We start from the raw sequence: 23028 nt of genomic DNA, 5'->3' as shown, positions 1-23028 counted from the left end.
CGACGAGATACGTTGCAGCGATGAGGTGGGGGCGCCCCCGCTCGCGGGGGAGAGCGGCGCCATGACAGAGCCGTTGTTGAGCATCGACGGGCTCGAGGTTCGCTTCGGCGACGAGGTGGCCGTCCGGGGAGTGGACCTCACCGTCGAGGCCGGGCAGACCGTCGCCGTCGTGGGTGAATCCGGCTCGGGCAAATCGACCACGGCGGCAGCGGTTCTCGGCCTGCTGCCGCCCGGCGGGCGAATCACCGCGGGCCGCATCGTGTTCGACGGCGTCGACATCACGTCGGCCGACCGGCGCACGTTGCGCTCGATCCGGGGCTCTGGCATCGGCTACGTGCCGCAGGACCCGATGACCAACCTGAACCCGGTGTGGAAGGTCGGCTTCCAGGTCACAGAGGCATTGCGCGCCAACAATATCCGCGATACGGATGCGGTGGAACTGCTCTCCCACGCGGGGATGAGCGATCCGGTGACGCAGGCCCGGCGATACCCTCATCAGCTGTCCGGGGGCATGTGCCAGCGCGCGCTGATCGCCATCGGGCTGGCCGGCCGGCCCCGGCTGCTGATCGCCGACGAGCCGACTTCCGCGCTGGACGTCACCGTGCAGCGTCAGGTGCTCGACCACCTGCAACGACTCACCGCCGAACTGGGCACCGCCCTGTTGCTGATCACCCACGATTTGGCGCTGGCCACCGAGCGGGCCGAGCGTCTGGTCGTCATGCAACGCGGGGAAGTGGTGGAAACCGGTGCGGCACAATCGATTCTGGCTAAGCCGCAGCATCCGTACACCCAACGTCTGGTGGCAGCCGCGCCGTCGCTGCGTGTGCCCGCGGCGCATACGCCCGGCTCGGGCGACGATGTCGTCGTTGCCACCGGGCTGACCAAGGTCTATCGGCAAACCCGGGGCGTGCCGTGGCGGCACACCGAGGTGCGCGCCGTCGACGACGTGTCGTTCCGGCTGCGTCGCGGCACCACGCTGGCCATCGCCGGCGAATCCGGTTCGGGCAAGTCGACGCTGGCCCGCATGGTGCTCGGCCTGCTGCAGCCGACGTCGGGCAGTGTCGTTTTCGACGGCCAGGACATTGCCACGCTGGATCGGCGGCGCGTGCAGCCGGTGTTCCAGAACCCCTACGGCAGTTTGGATCCGATGTACTCGGTGTTTCGCACCATCGAGGAACCGCTGCGCATCCACCGGATCGGTGACCGGCGGCGGCGCCGCCAAGCAGTGCGCGAGCTGGCCGACCAGGTCGCGCTGCCGGCGTCGCTGTTGGGCCGGCGACCGCGCGAGCTGTCGGGCGGTCAGCGCCAGCGGGTCGCGATCGCGCGGGCCCTGGCGCTGCGGCCCGAGGTCGTGGTGTGCGACGAGGCGGTGTCCGCGCTCGACGTCGTCGTGCAGGCGCAGATTCTCGACTTGCTCACCGAGTTGCAAGCCGAACTCGGCCTGAGCTACCTGTTCATCAGCCACGACCTGGCGGTGATCCGGCAGATCGCCGACGAGGTCCTGGTGATGCGCGCCGGCCGGGTCGTCGAGCAGGCGCCCACCGAGGAGCTGTTCACGAAGCCGCGCAACGAGTACACCCGCCAGCTGCTGGAAGCCATACCCGCCTATGGTGCACATCGTGACCACTGACCCGCTCGCCCCGCTGACGGAGCTACCCGGTGTGGCCGTCGCCGCCGAGCAGGCCCGCGACGCGCTGGGGCGGGCGCATCGGCATCGGGCCAACCTGCGCGGCTGGCCGGTGACGGCCGCCGAGGCCGCGCTGCGGGCGGCGCGGGCGTCGTCGGTGCTCGACGGCGGGCCGCTGCAACTGGACGAGTCGGCCACCAGCGACCCGGTCTTCGCGGGTGCGCTACGGGTGGCGCAGGCGCTGGAAGGCGGCGAGACCAACCTGGTCGGGGTGTGGCAGCGGGCGCCGCTGCAGGCGCTGGCCAAACTGCACATGCTCGCCGCCGCCGACCAGGTCGACGAGGACCGGCTGGGTCGGCCACGCACCGACGCCGATGTCGGGCCGCGCCTCGAGTTGCTCGCGGACTTGGTCAGCGGCGGCACTCGGGCGCCGGCGCCGGTGGTTGCCGCGGTCGCACACGGCGAGCTGCTGACGCTGGCCCCGTTCGGCAGCGCCGACGGCGTGGTGGCGCGTGCGGTGTCGCGGCTGGTGACCATCGCCAGCGGCCTGGACCCGCACGGGCTCGGTGTGCCGGAGGTGACGTGGATGCGCCGCGCCGCCGACTATCGCGACGCCGCACGCGGGTTCGCGTCGGGCACTGCCGACGGGATCGCGGCGTGGCTGAAGCTGTGCTGCAAGGCCATGGCCGACGGTGGTCGCGAGGCGCTGACGATCGCCGAATCACTCGGCCAATAACGTTGCCAGCGAGCGCTGTCGCGACTGGCCCGGCACATGCGAAGCGGGCGGCGATCCGACATTGTCGGCTCGCCGCCCGCTAGCACGGAACTCGGTTACCAAGCGTGCAACGTGTGGGCTGCGTGGGTGGCCTCGGCGATCTTGCGATGCGCTCGGCCATAGCCCCACCCAAAGGGCCGTCCTGGCCGTCCGCTTTTCGCAATTACGCAGGCCCGCAACACTTCTGCCTCTATCGCGGCTGTGGCTCCGCGTGGGTGCCGTGAACCGTGCTGGGGGCCCGGGTCGGGAGATCGAACCTTCTCTTCCGGATCGACCTTGGCCTCACCGGGCTTCCGTGTCTCCTTTGTACTACGTGACCCCCATCACATCAAGGGTCAAATGTGTGAAAACCATGAAACGACTGTGCAACGTGAATGGCGGAGTGTTTGCTGGCTGGTCAGAACGCGAAGCGGCGCAGCAGCGAGTAGGTGACCGCCCCGGCGGCCAGCGCGCTGACTCCCACCGCGGCCGTCGTCGCCACCGCCGCTCCCGACGGCGCCGGGATGCGGTCGCGCAGCGACACGGGCCGCGAGAAGCTGAGCGCCGGCCAGCCGCGGGCGATGGCCTCCTTGCGCAGGGCGCGGTCCGGGTTCACCACGCTCGGGTGACCGACCGCCTCCAGCATCGGCAGGTCGGTGATCGAGTCGGAGTAGGCGTAGCAGTGCTCGAGCGCATAACCTTCGCGCGCGGCGAGCTCGCGGATGGCCTGCACCTTGCCTTCGCCGTAGCAGTAGAACCCGATCTCCCCGGTGTACTTCCCGTCCTCGACGACCATGCGGGTGGCCATCGCGTGGGTGGCGCCGAGTGCGCGGGCGATAGGCGCGACAAGTTCTTCACCGGAGGCCGATACCACCACGACGTCGCGGCCACACAACTTATGGCCGGCGATCAGGTCCGCGGCTTCGGCGAACACCAGCGGGGTGACGATGTCGTGCAGCGTCTCGTTGACGATCGAGCGGACCTGTTCCACGTCCCAGCCGGTGCACATGTTGGTCAGGTGAATGCGCATCCGGTCCATCTGATCGTGGTCGGCGCCGGACAGGAGATAGAGGAACTGGGCGTAGCTGGATTTGAGCACCGCGCGCCGGTTGATCAGACCCTGGTTGAAAAACGGTTTGCTGAAAGCAAGCGTGCTGGACTTGGCAATGATGGTCTTGTCGAGGTCGAAGAACGCGGCTGTGCGGGCGGCTGGACCGGCGGCGTCGGGTGCTTGCGGTGATGTTTGCTGGTGGGCGGCCGAGTCGGAGACGGACACCGGCCAAGCATAGGGCCGCCCAGTGCCGCGTCGCGAGACCAATGGGCAAAAGAGCCGGTCAGCCGGGGTTCGCCTGTTACAGATAGCATTACGCCGTCGGGTCCACATAGTTGGACGTCGTGCTTTCTATTGCAAGCAGCACTTGCGCTAGGTAGCGCTGTCGTGTGTATAGTAAGCAGTACTCGGCGTTAAGCCGAGGGTGTATCAGCCCGACCCCCCGGGGCTGATACACGACGACCCTCGCCTCCTCCCCCCCTGGCGGGGGTCGTCCCTTTTGTCGGGCAAGTTCGCCGCCGGTAACACGTTCCAGATTTCATCGGCGGTCCGTTGTGCACAGATCCGGGTCTGTCCACAGATATCGGTTTGACGCTGGCCGCCCGCAGCCACCGCCCGGCACGGTGAACGGGTGAGGACCACACCCGACGGCGCCGGTGTTTTGGCGGTACTTGCCGAACCCGCACTGCGCCCCGAGGTCGATCGCATCGCGGCGGCCGTCGGTGTGCGTGTGGTGCATGCCGGCGCCGGCTCGGTGAGCCGGAAAAGTTGGTCGGCCGCCGCGGCGGTTTTGTTGGACGAGGCCGCGGCGCTGCGGTGTGCCGAAAGCTCGCTGCCGCGGCGCTCACACGTCGTCGTGCTGAGCGACACCGAGCCCTCGTCGGCAACGTGGGCGGCCGCCGCACGAGTCGGTGCCCATCATGTCCTGACGCTGCCCGCCCAGGACGGCGAACTGGTCCGCGAACTCGCCGAGGCCACCGAATCGGCGCGTGACGGGAATGCCCACGGTCGGGTGGTGGCGGTCATCGGCGGCCGCGGCGGAGCGGGCGCGTCGCTGTTCGCGGCCGCGCTGGCGCAGACGGCCCGCGAGCCGCTGCTGGTCGACCTCGACCCGTGGGGTGGTGGCCTCGATCTGCTGCTCGGCGGTGAAACCACGCCGGGCGTGCGCTGGCCCGATCTGACGCTGCAGGGCGGACGGCTCTCCTGGTCGGCGGTGCGCGACGCGTTGCCCCGATTCCGCGGCGTCAGCATGCTCTCGGGCACCCGGCGCGCATACGAGATGGACGCCGGCGCAACCGATGCCATCATCGACGCCGGCCGCCGCGGCGGGGCCACCGTGGTGTGCGACGTCCCGCGCCGGCTGACCGACGCCGGCCAGTGCGCCATGGACACGGCCGATCTCGTCGTCGTCGTCACCTCCTGCGACGTGCGGGCATGTGCGGCCACCGCGACCGTCGCCCCGATGCTCGCCGGCCTCAACCCCAACATCGGACTGGTCGTGCGCGGGCCATCTCCCGGCGGGCTGCGCGCCGCCGAGATTGCCGACATCGCCGGGGTGCCACTGCTGGCGATGATGCGCCTCGAGCCGCGGCTGGCGGAGCGACTCGAGCACGGCGGCCTGCGATTGGGGCGCCGATCCGCGCTGGCGGCTGCCGCCCGCCGGGTGCTTGCGGTGTTGCCGCCCCGTCCCGTGACGGCGGCCGCATGACCGGTTCGCTGATCGACCGGGTGCGTGAGCGGCTGGCCGCGGAATCCGCGCCGCTGCGGCCGACCGTGGTGGCCGACGCGATCAGGGCTGAGTCCGGCGGAGTGCTCGGCGACACCGAGATACTCAGCAGCCTGCGGACCTTGCAGACCGAGCTGACCGGCGCCGGGATTCTCGAGCCGCTGCTCTGCGCCGAGGGCACCACCGACGTGCTGGTCACTGCGCCCGACGGCGTCTGGGTCGACGACGGCAACGGCTTGCGGCGCAGCGACATCCGGTTCGACGACGAGGCAGCGGTGCGTCGGCTGGCGCAGCGGCTGGCATTGGCGGCCGGTCGCCGACTTGACGACGCGCAGCCGTGGGTGGACGGGCAGCTGACCGGCGTGGGCACCGGCGAGTTCGCGGTACGACTGCATGCCGTGCTGCCGCCGATCGCGACCGGAGGCACCTGCCTGTCGCTGCGGGTGCTGCGGCCGGCCACTCAAGACCTGGCCGCGCTGACCGCCGCCGGCGCCATCGCGCCACAAGCCGCCGGCCTGCTCGGCGAGATCATCGCCGCCCGGCTGGCGTTCCTGGTCAGCGGCGGAACCGGCGCCGGGAAAACCACCCTGCTGGCCGCCATGCTGGGCGCGGTCTCGCCGGACGAGCGGATCGTCTGCGTGGAGGACGCCGCCGAGCTGGCGCCGCCGCATCCGCATCTGGTCAAGCTGGTTGCCCGCTGCGCCAACGTCGAAGGCGTCGGCGAGGTGACGGTCCGCCAACTGGTCCGGCAGGCGCTGCGGATGCGGCCGGACCGCATCGTCGTCGGCGAGGTCCGCGGCGCCGAGGTGGTCGATCTGCTGGCGGCACTGAACACCGGTCACGACGGCGGCGCCGGCACCGTGCATGCCAACAACCCGGGCGAAGTCCCGGCCCGGCTGGAGGCGTTGGGCGCGTTGGGCGGTCTGGACCGGGCCGCACTTCACAGTCAGCTCGCCGCTGCGGTCCAGGTGCTGGTGCACGTCGCCCGGGACCGTGCCGGACGCCGACGGGTCAGCGAAATCGCGGTGCTGCGTTCCAGTCGCGGGCAGGTCCGGCCGGTCACGGTGTGGCACGTCGATCGCGGGCCGACCGACGACATCGTCGAGCTGCGCCGGCTGCTGCGGGACCGGGAAGCGACGTGACGGGCGTTTCGGTGGCCGCGTTGGCTTTGGCGGCGGCGCTGGTGGCGTTGCCGTCATCGCCGCGGCGACGGCTTGCGGTCACCGTGGCCGCCGGCCCGCGGGTATCGCCGGCCTTCGCCATGTGCCTGGCGGTGTGTGCCGCGGCTGTTGCCGTCGTGATGTTGCCCCCGACAACCGTTCTCGCTGTCGGGGTGCTGGCCGCGACGGCGGGGCTGCGTTACCGGCGCCGCCGTCGCCGCCGTCGCGGCATCGAGGAGAGCCGGGCGCTGGAAACCGCGATCGACGTGCTGGTCGGTGAACTGCGGGTCGGCGCTCACCCGGTGCACGCGTTCGACCTTGCGGCAGCCGAAACCACCGGGCCAGTCGGGGAGCGTTGTCGAGCAGTGTCGGCGCGTGCGCGGCTGGGCGCCGACGTGGCCGCCGGTCTGCGCGGCGCCGCCGAGTCCTCGGTGCTGCCCGTGCAGTGGGAGCGGCTGGCGGTGTGCTGGCAGTTGGCGGGTGAGCACGGTCTGGCGATGTCGACGTTGATGCGGGCGGCGCAACGCGACATCGCCGAGCGGCAACGCTTTTCGGCGAGCGTGGCAGCGTCGATGGCCGGTGCCCGCGCCACCGCCGCCATCCTGGCGAGCCTGCCGCTGCTGTCGGTGCTGCTGGGCCAGGCGATCGGGGCGCGGCCGGTGGCCTTTCTGCTGGGCGGACATGCGGGCGGCTGGCTGCTGGTCGTCGGGGTGACGCTGGCGTGCGCGGGCCTGTTGTGGTCGGACCGCATCACCGATCGGGTCACGTCGTGAGCGGCGACGACGATGATGCTGGCGCAGCTGGCATCGAGGAGCGACGCACATGAGCACGGCCGCGGCTGTGCTGCTGGCCGCGGCGCTGCTCACTGGCGCCGGGCCGTCGACCGTACGCAGGCGTGCCGGGACGATGCGCTATGCGGCGCGGCCCCGAAGGCGGCCCGTGCGCGACCAGGATCCGCTGGCGGCGGCGTCGAGCCTCGACGTGTTCGCGGCCTGTCTGGCCGGGGGCATGGCGGTGTCGACAGCCGCGGCCGCCACCGCGCCATCTGCACCACCGCTGTTGGCGGGGATATTGCGTCGAGCGGCCGACCTGCTGGCCCTGGGTGCCGACCCGGCGACGGCCTGGGCGGCGCCGCCGGACGTCGACCCGCAGACCGAGGCGTTGCTGCGGCTGGCGCGACGCTCCGCATCCTCAGGCGCCGCGCTGGCCGACGGCGTCGCCGAGTTGGCCGGCCAGTGCCGCCAGGACGCCACCCACGCCGCGTCCGCGGCCGCCGAGCGTGCCGGGGTGCTGATCGCCGGCCCGCTCGGGCTGTGCTTCCTGCCGGCGTTCGTCTGTCTGGGCATCGTGCCGGTGGTCGCCGGGCTGGCCGGTCAGGTGCTGCAGTCGGGGCTGTGGTGATGAGAGAGGGGAAAGATGAAGCTAGCCAACATGTTTCAGGCGATGAAAGTGCGTGCGACGCTGCTGGCGCTCGACGAGTCGGGCATGTCTACCGTCGAATACGCTATCGGCACTGTGGCCGCGGCGGCGTTCGGCGCGATCCTGTACACGGTCGTCACCGGCGATTCGATCGTCAGCGCGTTGACCAACATCATCGGCCGCGCGCTCAACACCAAGGCCTAGGCGATGACGCCGGCGCGAGCACCGTCGAGGCGGCGCTTGGCATCGCCGCGCTCGTTGCGGTGCTGGTGCTGTGTCTGGCGGGCGTCACCGCGGTGTCGATGCAGGTGCGATGTGTGGACGCAGCCCGCGAGGCCGCCCGGCTCGCGGCGCGTGGTGACGAACGCTCGGCGATCGCGGCGGCGCGCGGCGTCGCGCCCGGCGGGGCAGTGGTGCAGGTGCGCCGCGACGGCGAGTTCATGGTCGCGACAGTCACTGCCCGCTCCCGTCTGCTGCCGGCGCTGGCGATCGCCGGCACCGCCGTCTCGGCGGCAGAGCCGCAGTGACCGCGGGTCGGCGACCGTGGCTGCCGCCGCGATGGTCGCGGCGCTGTTGGCCGTCACCGTCGGCGGCGCGTATCTGGGTTCGGCCGTGGTGGCTCGCCACCGCGCCCAGGCGGCCGCCGATCTGGCCGCGCTGGCCGCGGCTGCGCGGCTGCCCGCGGGGGCCGACACGGCATGCGGTCGGGCAGCGGCGGTCGCCCGCGCGATGCGGGTCGACGACATCGACTGCACAGTGCGAGGGCTCGACGCCGTGGTCAGCGTCAGGGTCGCGGTCCCGCTGCGCGGCTGGGGCAGCGCGAGGGCCGCCGCCCGGGCGGGTCCGGCGGGCTAGGGGTTCGGCAGCCTCGCTTCGGCAAGTTCAGCGTTGGTCGGTAGCCGCACCGACACCAGTCCGGCGAACGTCTGCTCTTCGAGCTCCACCCGGTTGACGGTCACGTGCACCGGAACCCAGGTGTCGCCGTCGCCGGGCATGCGTAGCACCGCGGTGGCGGCGCCGTTGACGAACTCGGCGGACATCGCCGCCAACCGCGGCTCGTCGTCGGGATGCACGCGTGGGGCGTTGCGCGCGCTGCGACGCCAGTCGTAGAACGGGCACGGTTCGTCGAGCCATTTCAGCAGCGTCCAGGTGTTGAGATCGAGCAGAGCCCGGTGAACTCCCGGCTGCGCCAACCCGTGCAGGATCCGCTGCGCCAGGTGATCGGTCGGCTCCGTCGGCGCGGTCGGCTCGGCGCGCCAGTTCATCCCGCGCGCGACCAGGTGGTCGCGGCCGTCGGGACCCGGTTCCACGGCATTACGCGCAACGAAGCTGACCCGGATCGGATTGCCTTGCCAATCGCTGGCATCCCAGGTGGCGCAGAGCGTCTGACCCGGCTCGGGTTTGACGGCCAACGCCAGCACCTTGCTTTCGTTGGGCTTCAGGTCGCGCGCCGGCCAATTTTCTGCGAACGCGCGACCGTCGGTGTCCTCGACATCGGGATTCTTGCCGTTGTTGGCCAGCGACTCCGGGGTGTCGGTGGCCACGCCCAGGGTCAGGTCCCACTTGAGCGGGCCCGGAATCGGCCGCTCGGGCGGTTCGACCTTGGCCGGTCCGCTCCAGACGTGCACGCCGTGCATTCGGCCGTCGGACATCAACACCGGCTCGGTGCGGATCACCCGGTCGTTTTTGGGGGTGATGCTGACCAGGCTCTGGCCGGTCCGCGCCGACTCCGCGATCGCCGTGCGGATCGCGGCGAGGTGGGGATTGCGTCGCAGGAAAGCGGTGATGGGTACCAGATTCCTGAGCTGACGCCCGAGCGCCACCACGGCCGGTTCGTTGCCCAGCGTTTCCACCAGCAGCCAGTCGTGGGCCATGTCCCCGTATTTTACCGATCGCGACTGTAGGTATTAGCTCGTTTGCCCTCCGGTCGAATCCCGGAAAGGTTTGACTTCTGTCAATTCGTATGCAATGTCGACACGTTGGCAGGCGAGTTGCACACGACGGCTCGCGCCGGGTATTTTGCTGCTGCGCCCCACCGGGATTGAGAACGGCTCGCGTTGTCCGGCCGTTTGTCGCGCCGTCCATGTCGACCGTCGAGGGGTCGGTCGTCAGGCGAGCTCCGCGAGCACCAGGCGCAACACGCGCACAGCGCCCGCCTTGTCCAGCGGTTGGTTACCGCTGCCGCATTTCGGCGACTGTACGCACGATGGGCATCCCAACGTGCACTCGCACGACTCGATGGCCGCGGCGGTGGCGCCCAGCCACGTGCCGGCCTGGCGGAAGCCGCGTTCGGCGAACCCGGCCCCGCCCGGATAGCCGTCGTAGACGAACACACTGGGCAGGCCGTCGGGCTCCGGGCCCACCGCGGTGGACAGCCCGCCGATGTCGCCGCGATCGCAACTGGCCACCAGCGGCAGCAGCCCGATCGCGGCATGCTCGGCGGCGTGCAGCGATCCCGGGATTTGCGGCGGGTCGATCCCGTTGCGCTCCAAAGCTTCCGGCGTGATCGTGTACATGGCCGCGGTGGTGGCCAGCGTTTGGGTCGGCATGTCCAGCTCGACGAAGTCGATCACCTCTCCGGACAGGCGCCGGCGCAGATAGCCGACGACGCGGCTGGTGACGGTGACCGGGACGAGCCCCAGCGTCACCGACCCGAACACCTTGCGTTCCCCGGGTCCGGTGACCGCGATGTCGGTGAGTTCCCGCGCGAACGTCGCATACCCGGGATCCTCGGCATGGACGAACGCCATCCCCTCGTCGAAGTCCAGCGAGTCGACGACGTAGCTCTCACCCTGGTGCAGGTACACCGCTCCGGGGTGCACCGACGCCGGCGCCTGGCCGACGCCCGCTGTCCCCAGCAACCGTCCCGTCTCGGCTTCGACGATCACGATCTGCCCACCCGTCGGTCCCCGGATGTCCACGGCCGGATGCGGATCCACGCCCGGAGCCGGGTAGTACTTGCCGGACCGGCGTCGTAGCAGCCCGTCGTCGACCAGCGAGCCGGCCACCTGCTCGGCGCCCAACTCCCGGACCTCGGCCTCGTCAAGTGGTAATTCGGTTGCAGCGCACAGCAATTGCGGACCCAGTAGGTACGGGTTGGCCGGGTCGATCACCACCCGTTCGATTGGCTTGTCCAACAACGCCGCCGGGTGGTGGACCAGGTAGGTGTCGAGTGGATCGTCGCGGGCGATCAGCACGATCAGCGCGCCCTGGCCGCGTCGCCCCGACCGGCCTGCCTGCTGCCAGAACGAGGTGACCGTGCCGGGAAAGCCGGCCAGCACCACCGCATCCAGACCGGCGATGTCCATGCCCAACTCGAGCGCATTGGTGGTGGCCAGGCCGCGCAATCGCCCGTCGGCCAGCGCGTGTTCCAGCGCGCTGCGGTCCTCGGGCAGATAGCCCGCGCGATACGACGCCACCTGTTCGCTCAGCTCCGGAGCAATGTCGTCCAGCCGTGCGCGGGCAGCCATCGCCGTCAATTCCGCGCCGCGGCGCGACCGCACGAACGTCAAAGTCCTTGCGCCCTCGGCGATCAGGTCGGCCATCACCCGCGCCGCCTCGGCCCCGGCGGAGCGCCGCACCGGAGCGCCGTTCTCCCCGGTCAGGTCGTCGCGCAGCGGCGGCTCCCACAACGCCACCGTGCGCGCGCCCTGCGGCGAGCCGTCCTCGGTGACCTCGGCTACCGGCTGACCGATCAGCTCGGCGGCCGTCTCGCCGGGCGACGCCGTCGTCGCACTGGCGAAGATCACCGTCGGCGCCCCGGAATAGCGCGCGCACAACCGCAACAGCCGACGCAGCACCATCGCCACATTGGAGCCGAAAACGCCACGGTAGTAATGGCATTCGTCGACAACGAGATAGCGGAGGTTGCGCAGGAACACGGCCCAGCGGGCATGGTTGCGCAGCATCGACAGGTGGATCATGTCCGGGTTGGAAAACAGCCAGCGGGAGCGTTCCCGCGCGAATCGGCGCACCTCGGTGGGACTGTCGCCGTCGTAAGCCGTCGGCGCGACGTCGGTCAGTCGTGGCGTCGCCGCGGTCAGTGCATGGGCGGCGCGCAGCTGGTCGTGGCCCAGGGCTTTGGTGGGCGAGAGGTAGAGCGCCCGTGCCCGCGGATCGGTCGCCAGCGCGCCCAGAATCGGAAGTTGGTAAGCCAGCGATTTGCCCGATGCCGTGCCGGTGCTGATCACCACGTGGCGGCCGGCGTGCGCGAGTTCGGCCGCGTCGAACTGATGCGACCACGGCGCAGCGATGCCGCGTTCGGCGAACGCACGAACCACCTCAGCGTCGGCCCACGCAGGCCACGGACGTGTCCGGCCCTCGCGTGGCGGCAGTTCGGCGACGTGACGCAGCGGCTGCTGCTCACCCGGCCCGCCGCCGGCGACTGCAACGGCAAGCAAGTCGCTGCCGAACGTCACCTGACACCCCTCCATATCCGCCTCTTAATGCAATTGTTCATTGAATTGATCACCGGAGGCTGTCGTCGACGCGACGAACATGATTGACTAATGCACGGTCGCAGCTTCTGTGTTCGTGTCAAACTTTCGCAGGATCAACGTTGCGGCCGCGGTTCCTGCGAGTTCTAGCTCGGGTGAAGTTCCGGCGACTCCGCGAGGTATGGCGGTCACAGCGGGCCCGGGGCACCGAAAGGCGGTGCACCGCACCCAGTAGTAAAGGAAAGATCGAGAAATGCCACAGGGAACTGTGAAGTGGTTCAACGCGGAGAAGGGGTTTGGTTTTATCGCCCCCGAGGACGGTTCGGCCGACGTGTTTGTCCACTACACGGAAATCCAGGGATCGGGATTCCGCACCCTTGAGGAGAACCAGCGAGTGGAGTTCGAGGTCGGCCAAAGCCCGAAGGGGCCCCAGGCCACCGGCGTCCGCTCCATCTGAGCAACTTCTGGCGAAACCCCCGCGCGGTCCTGCACAACGGGATCATGCGGGGGTTTTCGTTATGCCGCTCTATTTGACGTCTGGCCTACTGTCGGTGACGTGAGCCAGCTCTCCTTTTTCTCTGCTGAGTCGGTGCCGCCCGCGGTCACCGACCTCACCGGGGTGCTGGCCGCCGCTGGGCAGATCGTGGTCGTCGGCGGCGGGGCCAGACTGTCGGTGGTGGTGGACGAGCTGTGGCGGGCCGAGGCGCTGGCCGAGATGATCGAGTACGCCGGCCTGGTGTCGGAGATCACTCGCACCGACGAGGACACTCCGCTGGTACGGACCGCGGTGGACGCCCGGCTGCGCGCCATCGCCGCCGACTGGACCCGGGGCGCGGTCAAGACCGTGCCTCCGCTGTGGCTGCCCGGGCCGCGCGAACTGCGAGCCTGGACGCTGGCCGCTGGAACCCCGGAGGCCGACCGGTATCTGCTGGGTCTGGACCCGCACGCGCCGGACACCCATTCGCCGCTGGCGTCGGCGATGATGCGGGTCGGGATCGCGCCCACCCTGATCGGCACCCGCGGTGCCCGGCCGGCATTGCGGATCAGCGGCCGGCGCCGGCTGTCGCGCCTGGTAGAAAATGTGGGAGAGCCGCCCGACGTCGTCGAGGCGAAGGCGAACTGGCCGCACGTTTAGCGGTCATTGGGAGGGTAATAACCGGGGGGTCGGTTTGCGTCGGCCCGTCCCGGGTGTCACATTGTCAGTTGTCTACAGGGGGGCACCGGCGCCCGATGCAGCCGGAAATGGAAAGTGAGCGTAAGCGCAGTTGGCTGGTGAAGACCGCGGTAATCGCGGCAATGGAAGCGCGCGCCGACTCGTCATCGTCGAGTCGCCCACCAAAGCGCGCAAATTAGCCGGCTACCTGGGCTCTAACTATGTAGTCGAGTCCTCGCGAGGCCACATCCGCGACCTGCCCCGCAATGCCGCCGACGTGCCCGCCAAATACAAATCCGAGCCGTGGGCCCGGCTCGGGGTCAACGTCGACGCCGACTTCGAACCGCTCTACATCATCAGCCCGGACAAGAAGAGCACGGTCAGCGAGCTCAAAGGCCTGCTCAAGGACGTCGACGAGCTCTACCTGGCCACAGACGGCGACCGCGAAGGCGAGGCCATCGCCTGGCACCTGCTGGAAACCCTCAAGCCCAACATCCCGGTCAAGCGGATGGTGTTCCACGAGATCACCGAGCCGGCGATCCGCGCCGCCGCCGAGAACCCCCGTGACCTGGACATCGACTTGGTCGACGCGCAGGAGACCCGCCGCATCCTCGACCGCCTGTACGGCTACGAAGTCAGCCCGGTGCTGTGGAAGAAGGTGGCGCCCAAGCTCTCGGCGGGCCGGGTGCAGTCGGTGGCCACGCGCATCATCGTGCAGCGCGAACGCGACCGGATGGCGTTCCGCAGCGCCACCTACTGGGACGTCGTCGCCGAACTGGACGCCAGCGTCTCCGACCCGAACGCCTCCCCGCCGACCTTCACCGCCCGACTGACCAGCGTCGACGGCCTTCGAGTGGCCACCGGCCGGGATTTCGACTCGCTGGGCGCCGTGCGCAAGCCCGACGAGGTCGTGGTGCTCGACGAGGCACGGGCGACCGAGCTGGCCACCGGGCTGCGCGGCGCACAGTTGAGCGTGGCGTCGGTGGAGGAAAAGCCGTACACCCGCCGCCCGTATCCGCCGTTCATGACATCGACGCTGCAGCAGGAGGCCGGTCGCAAGCTGCGATTCTCCTCTGAGCGCACGATGAGCATCGCCCAGCGGCTCTACGAGAACGGCTACATCACCTACATGCGGACCGATTCGACGACGCTGTCGGAGTCGGCGATCAACGCCGCCCGCACCCAGGCCCGCCAGCTCTACGGCGAGGAGTACGTCTCGCCGTCGCCGCGCCAGTACACCCGCAAGGTGAAAAACGCGCAGGAAGCGCACGAGGCGATCCGGCCCGCCGGTGAGACGTTCGCCACTCCCGACGCGGTGCGCCGCGAGCTCGACGGCGACGACTTTCGGCTCTACGAGCTGATCTGGCAGCGCACCGTCGCCTCGCAGATGGCCGATGCCCGCGGCACGACCCTGAGCCTGCGGATCGCTGGCGCCTCCGGCGCGGCGCAGGTGGTGTTCTCCGCCAGCGGGCGCACGCTGACCTTCCCGGGGTTCCTCAAGGCCTACGTGGAGACCGTCGACGAGCTGGCCGGCGGCGAGGCCGACGACGCCGAGCGACGGCTGCCGCATCTGCGCGAGGGTCAGCGCGTCGACGCCACCGAGCTGACTCCCGACGGGCACTCCACCAACCCCCCGCCCCGCTACACCGAGGCCTCGCTGGTCAAGGCGCTCGAGGAGCTGGGCATCGGCCGGCCCTCGACGTACTCGTCGATCATCAAGACCATCCAGGACCGCGGCTACGTCTACAAGAAGGGCAGCGCGCTGGTGCCGTCCTGGGTGGCGTTCGCCGTAATCGGCTTGCTGGAGCGGCATTTCGGCCGGCTGGTCGACTACGGTTTCACCGCCGCGATGGAAGACGAGCTCGACGCGATCGCGTCCGGCAACGAGCAGCGGACAACCTGGCTCAACCACTTCTACTTCGGCGGCGACCACGGCGTCCCAGACTCGGTGGCCCGCTCGGGCGGCCTGAAGAAGCTGGTCGGGGTCAACCTCGAAGGCATCGACGCCCGAGAAGTCAACTCCATCAAGGTGTTCGACGACGCCGAAGGCCGGCCCATCTACGTCCGGGTGGGCAAGAACGGTCCCTACCTGGAACGCATGGTTACCGGCGACGACGGCGAGCCGAAACCGCAGCGGGCCAACCTCAACGACTCGCTGACTCCCGACGAGCTCACGCTCGAGGTGGCCGAACAGCTTTTCGCCACGCCGCAGGAGGGCCGGTCGCTGGGTGTCGATCCGGAGACCGGTCACGAAATCGTCGCCAAGGACGGCCGTTACGGGCCGTATGTCACCGAGGTCCTGCCCGAGCCGCCCGACGACGGCGACGCCGCTGCCGGAACCAAGAAGGGCAAGAAACCCACCGGCCCCAAGCCGCGGACCGGTTCGCTATTGCGCAGCATGGACCTGCAGACCGTGACGCTCGACGATGCGCTGAAGCTGTTGTCGCTGCCGCGGGTGGTCGGGGTCGACCCCGACACCGGCGAGGAGATCACCGCGCAGAACGGGCGGTATGGTCCATACCTCAAGCGCGGCAAGGATTCTCGTTCGCTGTCGACCGAGGACCAGATCTTCGACATCACCCTCGACGAAGCGCTGAAAATCTATGCCGAGCCGAAACGCCGTGGCCGGCAAGCTGCTTCGGCGCCGCCGCTGCGCGAGCTCGGCACCGATCCGGCGTCGGGCAAGCCAATGGTGATCAAGGACGGCCGATTCGGGCCGTACGTCACCGACGGGGAAACCAACGCCAGCCTGCGCAAGGGTGACGACGTGTTGTCGATCACCGATGAACGCGCCGCCGAACTGCTGGCTGACCGTCGCGCCCGCGGGCCGGTCAAAAAGGCGAGGAAGAGCACCCGCAAGGCGCCGGCCAAAAAACGCGCTTAGCGCTTAGCCGCCAAACAGAAGTCAGGGCTGTGATTTCAGGGGTTCGACGACCCTAGCTTCTGTTTCGCGCCAGCTTGGTCGGAAACCTCTTCCTGCGCAGCCAGATTCAACGGCCGGGCCAGCTGGGTGGGTGCGGTGCGACCGCGTAGTGAGACCACTTCGCCGACATCCCAGCACAGCGCTTCGGCGTCCAGCGCGCCGCTGACCGCGATCGCCGACGCCAGCACGTGGCCCTCTTCGAGCTTGGCCAGCTCGGTCAGCCGGGCGGCCTCGTTGACCGGGTCACCGATCACGGTGTACTCGAAGCGGGCCTGCGCGCCGATGTGTCCGGCGATGGCTCGCCCGGCAGACACCCCGATGCCGAACTCCAACGAACCGAGCACCGGCAGTAGCGCGTCGTGCAGTTCGCGGGCCGCCGCCAGCGCGCCGCCGGACGCGTCCGGGTGCTCGATCGGCGCGCCGAAGATCGCCAGCGCGGCGTCACCCTGGAATTTGTTGACGAATCCGCCGTGCCGGCCGACGGTGTCGACCACCACCCGGAAGAACTCGTTGAGCAGGCTGACGACCTCGGCGGGCGGCCGGGTGGACGCCAGCTGGGTCGAGCCCACCATGTCGACGAACAGCACCGCGACGTCGCGCTCCTGGCCGCCCAGTTCGGTGCCGCGCTCCAGGGCACGCCGTGCCACGTCTTCGCCCACGTAGCGACCGAACAGGTCGCGCAGCCGCTGCCGCTCGGCCAGGTCGCGCACCATGTCGTTGAAGCCGGCCTGCAGCAGGCCCAGCTCGCTGGCGTCGTAGATCTGCATGTGCGCGTTGTAGTTTCCGTGCTGCACCTCGCCGAGCGCCCAGCGAAGCTGGCGCAGCGGGTCGGCGATCGACATGGCCACCAGCAGGGTGCTGGCGAACCCGATCACCAATGCGACCAGCGCCATCAACAGGATTGGGTTGAACAAGCTTTCCGGCGGTGCATGCAGTAGGGACGCCTTGTCGGCCACCACGGCCAGCACGATGGCCAGCAGCGGCACGCCGGTGGACAGCCCCCAGGTCAGCAGCTGCCGCAGGATCACACCGGGCGCTGCGATGTTTTCCGGCTGCCCGCCGCGCAGCGCGGCGACGGCGACCGGTCGCAGTACCCGTTCGGATTGCAGGTAGCCGATGATCGCGGTGGCGGCCGCGCCCAGCGCGACGGACACGGCCACTACCGGTGCCAGGTGGCTGGTCTCGCGCCAGCTGGCGACGATGAAGATGGTGCCGCCGACCGACCAGTAGCCCATGCTGATCAGCACGCGATAGAACGGCATCCGCAGCGCGCGGCTGCGGGCCAGCTCGGTGGTGGCTGGCTCGGTGTCGGCGAACATGCCGTCGCGGCGCTGCCAGCGGAACACCGGCAAAAGCAGCCGCACGCTTATCGACGATCCGATGCCGAAGAGGACCACCAGCGCCAACCCGAAGATCGCCAGGTTGACGCCCGGCAGGTCCTGCAGCTCGATGCGGTCTTCGGGCGGCAATCCGTACCGCAGGAAGCCGAACACGAACAGCGCGCCGATGATGTCGGCCTGGATGACGCTCAGCAAGAACACCGGCCACGGGGTACGCAGCACCCACTGGACGAATCCACTGATCCGCCCAGGGAGTTCCGCTGCCGTGCTCACGGACCCACCGTATCGGTCGGCGGGGACGAAGAAGTAGCCAAAAAGCGTGTCGGCAGCCGGCACTAGTGTTGCCTGTGATGTCCGGGGTTTTTGCGCGGCTGGTCGGCCAGCAGCCGGTCGAAGCCGAGCTGGTGGCCGCGGCGCAGGCCGCGCGCGGTGATTCGGCTCACAGCGCGGCCATGTCGCATGCCTGGCTGATCACCGGCCCGCCGGGGTCGGGCCGCTCGGTCGCGGCGTTGTGCTTCGCGGCGGCGCTGCAGTGCACCTCGCCGGGGGTGCCCGGCTGCGGCGAATGCCGGGCCTGCACGACGACGATGGCAGGTACTCACGCCGACGTGCGGCGGGTGATTCCCGAGGGGCTGTCGATCGGCGTCGACGACATGCGGGCCATCGTGCAGATCGCATCGCGGCGGCCGAGCACCGGACGCTGGCAGATTGTCCTGATCGAGGATGCCGACCGGCTGACCGAGGGCGCGGCGAACGCGTTGCTGAAGGTCGTCGAGGAACCGCCGCCGTCGACCGTGTTCCTGCTCTGCGCGCCGTCGGTGGACCCCGAGGACATCGCGATCACCCTGCGGTCGCGCTGCCGGCACATCGCGCTGGTGACCCCGTCGGCGGCGGCAATAGCGCAGGTGCTGGTCGAGGCCGACGGACTGGACGCCGAGACGGCGAATTGGGCGGCATCGGTCAGCGGTGGACATGTGGGCCGGGCGCGACGGCTGGCCACCGACCCGGAGGCCCGTGAGCGACGGCAGCGAGCGCTGGGGCTGGCGCGCGACGCGGCCACACCGTCGCGGGCATACGCGGCCGCCGAGGAGTTGGTGGCGGCCGCCGAGGCCGAGGCCGCGGTGCTGACCGCCGATCGCGACGAGGCCGAAACCGAAGAGCTGCGGACGGCGCTGGGCGCGGGCGGCACCGGCAAGGGCACCGCGAGTGCGCTGCGCGGCGCCACCGGCGCGATCAGAGACCTTGAGCGACGGCAGAAGTCGCGGCAGACCCGGGCGTCGCGGGACGCCCTGGACCGCGCGTTGATCGACCTGGCGACCTACTTCCGGGACGCGCTGCTGGTGTCGTCCGGGGCGCGCAGCGTGGCGGCCAACCATCCCGACATGGCCGACCGGGTGGCCGCGATGGCCGCGCACGCGACGCCCGCGCGGTTGTTGCGCTGCATCGAGGCTGTGCTGGAGTGCCGCGAAGCGCTGGCGATCAACGTCAAGCCGAAGTTCGCCGTCGACGCGATGGTCGCCACCATCGGCCAGGAGCTGCGGGCCGGCCTGTAGACTCGTGCCGCCCCGCAGGGCATGCCACCTTAGCTCAGTCGGCAGAGCGGCTCACTCGTAATGAGCAGGTCAACGGTTCGATTCCGTTAGGTGGCTCTCACTTTTCTTGGGCCGCGAGCGTTGGCATTCTGCGCACCCTCGCGCCTAGACCGGCACCACATATCCCACCGGCCCCGAGGCGATGCACACCGACAGCGCGGCGGTGTCCGCCCGCGCCGAGATCGCATTGCCCGCCCCGGACAACCGGACGTAGACCCGGTTGAGCCCGGGATGCACCGGGACCTTGACGGGGGAGCCGTCGGACAGCGACATCGTCATCGAGCCGTCGCTGTTGGCCAGGTAGTTGATCTCGGCCGTCCAGTCCGCAGGCAGCAGCGGCCCGTCGAGAGCAAGCGACGCCGGCATGTCGGGCTGCACGAAGTATCCGCACTGCGGCGCGGGACCGGGCACGATTGCGCGGGTCCACGCCACGCGCGCGTCGACCAGCCGGCCGGAACTGTCCAGCATCCGCAATTGCGTTGTGACAGCAGCGAATTCGGGCCGATCCCGCACAAGCGCGAACATGTGACTGGCCAGGTTTTCCGGCCAGGCCACCCGGCCCAACACCAGCGGGTCGACGTCCTGGTCCAGCAGCGGCGCGGTCGACGCCGCGTGCCCCAGACTTCGCTGCGCGTTCTGCAGATAGGGCTTGGCCGGGTTGTCGCGCCACGACGTCAGAAACGTCGCTGTGGAATACCAGCAGCTGGCCACGAACAGCGCCGCCACGCCCGTCGTCACCACGCTGCGGACAAGGGACGCATCCAGCCAGTGCGACGACGGGCGGTTCGGCGCGCAGAAGCCCACCGCGGCCAGCAGCGCCAAAACAACCACCAGGTCAGGGAAGTACCGCAACGTCTGGGCCAGCTCGAGCGCGGTGAACCGCGACGAGCGCATCAGATAGATCGGCACTTGGCACGCGACCGCATAGCCGGCCGCGGTCAGCCACACCAACCCAATCCGCTGCTTGCGCAGCAGCGTGACCGCCAGTGCGAGAGCCAGCACCAGCCAGCCGAGCACCCGCACCGCAACCGGCGGCACCGCCCACGGCGACGCGGGCGCCCAACGGTCCCACGCCCAAGGCCCGCCGACCAGACCCGGCACGATCCCGTGGGTCACCGAGCGGCGCAACAGATCCCACGTCATCGCCAGGTCGGTGCTCCAGCGCTGCTGATCGACCACGACGAGATACACCGCGATCCACGCGGCGGTCAGCGCCAGCGACGCCGTCCACAACCGGACACCACCGCGCCATGCGGTCCGCAACGCGGGCTCGCCCTGGACGTGGCATAGCAGTGCGACGACGGCGAAGGCGACGAACGGGATCACTGCCGCCTTCTCGAAGAAGAGCAGGCCGCCGAGGTAGACCAGCACGCCGGTCACCGCGTAGCGCCGGTTGCCGGTGCGCACCAGCAGCACAGCATCGCCGCAAACCCAGGCCAGCGCGGCCAGCATCGGCAGCGAGTTCAGCGCCGCGGCCCACCACGCGAAACCGGTGATACCCAGCGGCGTGAACAGCGCGAAGGTCAACGGGATCAGCAACACCGGCCGCCAGCCCAGGATGACGTGCAGCGCCCGCAACAAGGCCAGCGAGGCCAGCAGCTGCAGCACCACCAGGCTGATCGCGGGACCGGTCCAGTTCAGCGGCGCGAGCCTGGTGATGGCGCCCGCGACCAGGTAGGCGGCCGGCATCACGTGGCCGTCGTGGTCGTCGAACAGATACGACGGCGACAGCAGGTTATGCGTGCCCGCGCGACCGATCAGAATCAGGTCGTCCCAATAGAAGTAGCCCCGAAACGCCAGCACCCCGCGGATTACCAGCTGCACGGCGACCAGGGCTACGGCGACCGCGGCGACCCCTCTGTATGGTGGGCCGGTGCGCGCACTGGTCACCGGGGCAGCCGGATTCATCGGGTCGACGCTAGTCGACCGTTTGATCGCCGACGGCGGCTCGGTGGTGGGCCTGGACAACTTCGCGTCGGGACGGGCCACCAACCTCGAGCACCTGGCCGACAACCCCGAGTTTGTCTTCGTCGAGGCCGACATCGTGACCGCGGATATGCAGGCCATCCTCGCCGAACACCGGCCAGAAGTGGTGTTCCATCTGGCCGCCCAGATCGACGTGCGGCACTCGGTGGCCGACCCGCAATTCGACGCCTCGGTGAACGTCGTCGGCACCATCAGGCTCGCCGAGGCGGCACGGTGCACCGGTGTGCGCAAGGTGGTGCACACGTCGTCGGGCGGATCCATCTACGGGACGCCGCCGGTCTACCCCACTCCGGAGACGGTGCCCACCGATCCGGCGTCGCCGTATGCCGCAGGCAAGGTGGCGGGGGAGATTTACCTCAACGCGTTCCGCCATCTCTACGGGCTGGAATGCTCACACATCGCGCCGGCGAATGTCTATGGCCCGCGCCAGGATCCGCACGGCGAAGCCGGCGTGGTGGCCATCTTCGCCCAGGCGCTGTTGTCCGGCAAGCCCACCCGGGTGTTCGGCGACGGGACCAACACCCGCGACTATGTCTACGTCGACGACGTGGTGGACGCCTTCGTCAGAGCCGCGGGCGAGAAAGGTGGCGGGCAGCGGTTCAACATCGGCACCGGCGTGGAAACCTCGGACCGGCAACTACATTCGGCGGTGGCAGCTGCTGTCGGCGCGCCCGACGATCCGGAATACGCCCCGCCGCGGCTGGGCGACCTCAAGCGTTCCTGCCTCGACATCGGTTTGGCCGCAAAGGTTTTGGATTGGCGTCCGCAGGTACAGCTGGAGGAAGGCCTGCGCCGCACCGTCGAATACTTTCGGCACACACCCACCGACTAGCGCTGTTCGGGTGCCCGTGCTCCCTCCAGCGCGATGGCCCTGGCCAGTCGCGCGTAACGCAACTCCAGGTCCTTGAACCGCAAATACGTGCTCAGCGTGGTGAAGCTGAACGCGATGATCAGCGCGTAGAGCATCAGGTCGGTGCCGCGCGCCACCCCGAGCCAATGTGCCACCACCGTGGTGTCATTCGGCCGCAGCACCGCGTAGACCGCCGCGAGCACGAACACCACATAGCCGACCTTGACCCACGCCTTCGACTGCGCGCTGCGCCGCGAACGCAACAGGTACACCAGCAGCGCGACGATCGACACGATCAGCAGTACCTGGATCCAGTTCATCGCGGCATCCTTCCTCGCAAGAACCCGTCGAAGATGATGTTGACGCCGTTCAGCAGCGGCTGGCCCTTGGACTTCGAGTAGTCTGTGTAGAGCACTTCGACCGGCTCTTCGGTTACCCGCCAACGGTTTTCGGCGATCAGCATGATGAACTCGGTGGCGTGGCTCATCCCGCTCATCGTGATGTCCAGTCCGTCCGCGACGGTCTTGTTGAACACCCGAAGGCCGTTGTTGGTGTCGGTCAATCCCAGCCGCCGCCCGCGTGGGCTGAGCCACGCCGCGGTGCGCAGCACCAGGCGCTTGGCCAGCGGCGGTCGGCTGACGCCGCGGCCGAAGCGGGTGCCGATCACGATGTCGACGTCGCCGGCGGCCAGCCGGTCGACCATGGTCACGACGTCCTTCACCCGGTGCTGACCGTCGCCGTCGAACGTGACGAAAACCTGCGCCCCGGGCTGCCGACGGGCGTACTCGACACCGGTCTGGATGGCCGCGCCCTGGCCGAGGTTCACCGGGTGGCGCACCAAATGGGCCCCGGCCGCCAGCGCGACGTCGCCGGTGCCGTCGCGGCTGCCGTCGTCGACGCAGACGACGTTGTCGAAGACCGAGCGGACGTCGGCGATCACCTCGCCGATGACACTGGCTTCGTTGAAGGCTGGAACGACGACCCAGACGTCGGGATAACCCATTTCGATGC

21 protein-coding genes and 1 tRNA gene are annotated in these 23028 nt (G+C 69.6%); 15 read left to right on the top strand and 7 right to left on the bottom strand.

Features of this window, described 5'->3' with window-relative positions:
* Window positions 1–61 precede the first annotated feature (61 nt).
* Both MFM001_RS19550 and MFM001_RS19545 read left to right on the top strand, forming a co-directional pair.
* Window positions 62–1630, top strand: a complete 1569-nt coding sequence (locus tag MFM001_RS19550; protein WP_116376911.1) for an ABC transporter ATP-binding protein — start codon at window positions 62–64, stop codon at window positions 1628–1630.
* On the top strand, window positions 1620–2363 hold the full coding sequence (locus tag MFM001_RS19545) for an oxidoreductase (RefSeq protein WP_116376947.1): 744 nt from the start codon (window positions 1620–1622) through the stop codon (window positions 2361–2363). The genes MFM001_RS19550 and MFM001_RS19545 overlap by 11 nt, the downstream gene beginning before the upstream one ends.
* Window positions 2364–2799: 436 nt before the next feature.
* Here MFM001_RS19545 and MFM001_RS19535 read toward each other — a convergent pair whose 3' ends face one another.
* Entirely contained in the window at window positions 2800–3657 is an 858-nt protein-coding gene (locus MFM001_RS19535; protein WP_116376910.1) for an HAD-IB family hydrolase, read from the bottom strand.
* Between the two features lie 406 nt (window positions 3658–4063).
* On the opposite strand from MFM001_RS19535, the gene ssd reads away from it, so the two are divergent.
* Genes ssd through MFM001_RS24950 form a run of 7 tightly spaced genes read left to right on the top strand, consistent with a single transcriptional unit; the run spans window position 4064 to window position 8592 of the window.
* Window positions 4064–5140 carry a septum site-determining protein Ssd gene (gene ssd, locus MFM001_RS19530; RefSeq protein ID WP_116376909.1) on the top strand — a complete coding sequence of 359 codons (1077 nt, stop codon included), beginning with the start codon at window positions 4064–4066 and terminating at the stop codon, window positions 5138–5140.
* On the top strand, window positions 5137–6300 hold the full coding sequence (locus tag MFM001_RS19525; RefSeq protein ID WP_116376908.1) for a TadA family conjugal transfer-associated ATPase: 1164 nt from the start codon (window positions 5137–5139) through the stop codon (window positions 6298–6300). The genes ssd and MFM001_RS19525 overlap by 4 nt, the downstream gene beginning before the upstream one ends.
* Window positions 6297–7091 (top strand): type II secretion system F family protein, encoded by a 795-nt coding sequence (locus MFM001_RS19520; RefSeq protein ID WP_116376907.1) that lies wholly within the window; start codon window positions 6297–6299, stop codon window positions 7089–7091. The genes MFM001_RS19525 and MFM001_RS19520 overlap by 4 nt, the downstream gene beginning before the upstream one ends.
* Window positions 7092–7140: 49 nt before the next feature.
* Window positions 7141–7719 carry a type II secretion system F family protein gene (locus tag MFM001_RS19515; protein WP_192886999.1) on the top strand — a complete coding sequence of 193 codons (579 nt, stop codon included), beginning with the start codon at window positions 7141–7143 and terminating at the stop codon, window positions 7717–7719.
* A 15-nt stretch (window positions 7720–7734) separates the two neighbouring features.
* The gene (locus tag MFM001_RS19510) at window positions 7735–7941 is read left to right on the top strand and encodes a DUF4244 domain-containing protein (RefSeq protein WP_116376906.1); all 207 of its coding nucleotides are present in this window, start codon (window positions 7735–7737) and stop codon (window positions 7939–7941) included.
* Window positions 7942–7982: 41 nt separating this feature from the next.
* Complete coding sequence (locus tag MFM001_RS24955) at window positions 7983–8264, top strand: TadE family type IV pilus minor pilin (protein ID WP_238159294.1); 282 nt, start codon at window positions 7983–7985, stop codon at window positions 8262–8264.
* A gap of 31 nt (window positions 8265–8295) precedes the next feature.
* Window positions 8296–8592 carry an Rv3654c family TadE-like protein gene (locus tag MFM001_RS24950; RefSeq protein ID WP_238159292.1) on the top strand — a complete coding sequence of 99 codons (297 nt, stop codon included), beginning with the start codon at window positions 8296–8298 and terminating at the stop codon, window positions 8590–8592.
* On the opposite strand, the gene MFM001_RS19500 is transcribed toward MFM001_RS24950, so the two are convergent.
* Window positions 8589–9611, bottom strand: coding sequence for a PAS domain-containing protein (locus tag MFM001_RS19500; protein ID WP_116376904.1), 1023 nt, complete (start codon window positions 9609–9611; stop codon window positions 8589–8591). The genes MFM001_RS24950 and MFM001_RS19500 overlap by 4 nt on opposite strands.
* A 234-nt stretch (window positions 9612–9845) precedes the next feature.
* Window positions 9846–12170, bottom strand: a complete 2325-nt coding sequence (locus MFM001_RS19495) for a DEAD/DEAH box helicase (protein ID WP_116376903.1) — start codon at window positions 12168–12170, stop codon at window positions 9846–9848.
* A gap of 256 nt (window positions 12171–12426) precedes the next feature.
* Between MFM001_RS19495 and MFM001_RS19490 the strand changes: the two genes are divergently transcribed.
* The 3 genes from MFM001_RS19490 (at window position 12427) to topA (ending at window position 16210) form a co-directional block, all read left to right on the top strand.
* A complete protein-coding gene (locus tag MFM001_RS19490) occupies window positions 12427–12630 on the top strand; it encodes a cold-shock protein (RefSeq protein ID WP_003925183.1) in 204 nt (67 codons plus the stop codon).
* Between the two features lie 99 nt (window positions 12631–12729).
* Entirely contained in the window at window positions 12730–13308 is a 579-nt protein-coding gene (locus MFM001_RS19485) for a hypothetical protein (protein ID WP_116376902.1), read from the top strand.
* Window positions 13309–13438: 130 nt separating this feature from the next.
* Complete coding sequence (gene topA, locus MFM001_RS19480) at window positions 13439–16210, top strand: type I DNA topoisomerase (RefSeq protein WP_116376901.1); 2772 nt, start codon at window positions 13439–13441, stop codon at window positions 16208–16210.
* 35 nt (window positions 16211–16245) lie between these two features.
* Here topA and MFM001_RS19475 read toward each other — a convergent pair whose 3' ends face one another.
* Window positions 16246–17925, bottom strand: a complete 1680-nt coding sequence (locus MFM001_RS19475) for an adenylate/guanylate cyclase domain-containing protein (protein WP_238159290.1) — start codon at window positions 17923–17925, stop codon at window positions 16246–16248.
* 14 nt (window positions 17926–17939) lie between these two features.
* Here MFM001_RS19475 and MFM001_RS19470 point away from each other — a divergent pair, with 14 nt between their 5' ends.
* The gene (locus MFM001_RS19470) at window positions 17940–19142 is read left to right on the top strand and encodes a DNA polymerase III subunit delta' (protein WP_116376944.1); all 1203 of its coding nucleotides are present in this window, start codon (window positions 17940–17942) and stop codon (window positions 19140–19142) included.
* A gap of 23 nt (window positions 19143–19165) precedes the next feature.
* Window positions 19166–19238, top strand: a tRNA-Thr gene (locus MFM001_RS19465).
* A 48-nt stretch (window positions 19239–19286) separates the two neighbouring features.
* Here MFM001_RS19465 and MFM001_RS19460 read toward each other — a convergent pair.
* Window positions 19287–21089: a hypothetical protein gene (locus MFM001_RS19460; protein ID WP_192886998.1), complete on the bottom strand. Its 1803-nt coding sequence runs from the start codon at window positions 21087–21089 to the stop codon at window positions 19287–19289.
* Here MFM001_RS19460 and MFM001_RS19455 point away from each other — a divergent pair.
* The gene (locus tag MFM001_RS19455) at window positions 21055–21999 is read left to right on the top strand and encodes an NAD-dependent epimerase/dehydratase family protein (RefSeq protein WP_116376900.1); all 945 of its coding nucleotides are present in this window, start codon (window positions 21055–21057) and stop codon (window positions 21997–21999) included. The two genes, MFM001_RS19460 and MFM001_RS19455, sit on opposite strands and share 35 nt — an antisense overlap.
* On the opposite strand, the gene MFM001_RS19450 is transcribed toward MFM001_RS19455, so the two are convergent.
* Window positions 21996–22337 carry a DUF2304 domain-containing protein gene (locus MFM001_RS19450; RefSeq protein WP_116376899.1) on the bottom strand — a complete coding sequence of 114 codons (342 nt, stop codon included), beginning with the start codon at window positions 22335–22337 and terminating at the stop codon, window positions 21996–21998. The two genes, MFM001_RS19455 and MFM001_RS19450, sit on opposite strands and share 4 nt — an antisense overlap.
* Complete coding sequence (locus MFM001_RS19445) at window positions 22334–23020, bottom strand: glycosyltransferase family 2 protein (protein ID WP_116376898.1); 687 nt, start codon at window positions 23018–23020, stop codon at window positions 22334–22336. Before MFM001_RS19445 ends, MFM001_RS19450 begins: the two co-directional genes overlap by 4 nt.
* Between the last annotated feature and the right edge of the window lie 8 nt (window positions 23021–23028).

It is taken from the genome of Mycobacterium sp. MFM001, from assembly GCF_003402475.1.
Lineage (GTDB): Bacteria > Actinomycetota > Actinomycetes > Mycobacteriales > Mycobacteriaceae > Mycobacterium.
This window is presented reverse-complemented; position numbering and strand designations above follow the sequence as displayed.